General features: G+C 34.3%; 2 protein-coding genes and 1 pseudogene. All 3 read left to right on the top strand.

The features are described 5' to 3' along the window. A partial coding sequence (locus ACRCJ0_RS14170) for a heavy metal translocating P-type ATPase (RefSeq protein WP_431390867.1) occupies positions 1 to 906 on the top strand: 906 nt, incomplete at its 5' end. 63 nt (positions 907 to 969) lie between these two features. After that, positions 970 to 1,206: a heavy-metal-associated domain-containing protein gene (locus tag ACRCJ0_RS14165; protein ID WP_016896718.1), complete on the top strand. Its 237-nt coding sequence runs from the start codon at positions 970 to 972 to the stop codon at positions 1,204 to 1,206. Position 1,207: 1 nt separating this feature from the next. Continuing rightward, positions 1,208 to 1,396: pseudogene (locus ACRCJ0_RS14160) on the top strand (Dps family protein); the annotation flags it as partial.

Raw genomic sequence — 1,396 nt, 5'->3', positions numbered from 1 at the left:
CTAACTGAAGGAAAGCCTGAAGTGGGCGAATTTGTTTACTATGGAAATAATCAAGAGGAGGATTTGTCTCTACTATTCTCGGTTGAAAGGGAATCTGATCATCCCTTAGCAGTCGCTATTACGAATAAGTTAGTGCAATATAAGCTACGGCCTGTAGAGCGTACACAGGTTATAAAAGGTGGGGGCATAATTGCTCACGTTGATGGACACATTGTTGCAGTAGGGAATAAAAACTTAATGGAACAAGAAAGGATACCACTATCTGCTGATGTGCTTAAAAAATTAGATACATTAGAAAGAGACGGTAGTTCAATTGTATTAACAGCAGTTGATCATCAGTTAATTATTTTAATGGGAATCCGTGACCAGGTTCGACCAGGTGTTAAACAAGACCTACAAAAATTGAAATCACTTGGTGTTAAAAATCTCATTGTATTATCAGGAGATAATCAAGGTACCGTTAATTTAGTTAAAAAAGAGCTAGGATTAACCGAGGCCCATGGCGATATGCTGCCTGAGGATAAGCAGTCATTTCTAAAAGAAAGACAGTCTAATGGTGAAATTGTTGCTTTTATTGGTGATGGTGTGAACGATAGCCCCTCTCTAGCTACTGCAGAAGTAGGGATAGCTATGGGAAATGGAACAGATGTAGCCATTGAAAGTTCAGATATTGTTTTGATGAATTCCAATTTTAATCGTCTCCCCCATGCTTTAGGTTTAGCTAAGGGGACATATGCGAATATGCGACAAAATATTCTTATTGCTGTTGGTGTGGTGATAATATTACTCTTTAGTTTAATATTCAGTGAATGGATGTCTATGTCAATTGGTATGTTAGTTCATGAGGCAAGTATTTTGGTCGTTATTTTAAATGCAATGAGATTAAGAGGATATCAATTAAAATAATTGATCTGTATCAATTATTCTAAAAAAAATACCTTATATAATTTATTTAAAGGAGTGATAGATATGACAAAAGCAACATTAAAATTAGAAACATTAACTTGTCCATCATGTTTACAAAAAATTGAAAGTGGTTTAAAACAGACTGCTGGTGTAGAAAAGGATTCTGTAAAAGTGCTGTTTAATGCAAGTAAAGTAAAGGTGGATTTTGATGAAGAACAAGTCAATTTGAGTACAATTGAAAACGCTATTGAAAACTTAGGATATTCCGTTATTAGTTCAAAAGTAAAGGAAGGTTTATAAAATGACAACAGTAAACGAAAGACAAGAAAAATTAGCTGCTGAACAAGCCTATAAAGAACACATTCACCATACAAAGATTAATGCTGCAGCTGTTACAGATCATATACTGGCCAATATTCATACCTTACATGTAAAATTACATCAATATCACTGGTATGTAAAAGGGGCAAATTTCTATTCATTGCATGAA

The organism is Aerococcus sp. L_32, from assembly GCF_050689315.1.
This window is presented reverse-complemented; position numbering and strand designations above follow the sequence as displayed.

What these genes read in the sequence shown, in the direction of transcription:
- ACRCJ0_RS14165 (WP_016896718.1), top strand. Translation starts at nt 970, where the DNA reads ATGACAAAAGCAACATTAAAATTAGAAACATTAACTTGTCCATCATGT.